Source organism: Myroides sp. DF42-4-2 (assembly GCF_030326445.1).
In the GTDB taxonomy this organism is placed as follows: domain Bacteria; phylum Bacteroidota; class Bacteroidia; order Flavobacteriales; family Flavobacteriaceae; genus Flavobacterium.
In genome coordinates this window covers 1-304 of sequence record NZ_JACAKI010000047.1, presented here as the reverse complement: position 1 = coordinate 304, position 304 = coordinate 1, and the positions used below count along the sequence as shown (strand labels likewise).

Below are 304 nucleotides of genomic sequence, written 5' to 3'. Positions count from 1 at the left end.
GAAAACCAATACCTCGCTACACTCGGCATTGTGCTTTTTTTATTTCCAAAAAGTACCCACAAAGCGAGCTTTGGAAAAAAGAAAGAGGGATTACAGATCCCATTTGGGGGTATATAGACACAAAGAAAACAGATAAGCTACGCTTATCCTCATTTTTTTATTTTCAGCAAGTTGTGCTGAGAGTAAAACTCTCCACAACTTGCTGAAAATAAAAAAACCGATAACTATCGTTATCGGTTTTCTTTGCGGAGAAAGAGGGATTCGAACCCCCGGACCTGTTACAGTCAACAGTTTTCAAGACTGC

The 304-nt window shown here is 39.5% G+C and carries 1 protein-coding gene; it reads left to right on the top strand.

Translation table 11 applies throughout. The annotated features are described in order from the left end of the window. Positions 1–206, top strand: a 206-nt coding sequence (locus tag HX062_RS16015) for a hypothetical protein (RefSeq protein WP_286468118.1), incomplete at its 5' end; no start/stop codon positions are given. Between the last annotated feature and the right edge of the window lie 98 nt (positions 207–304).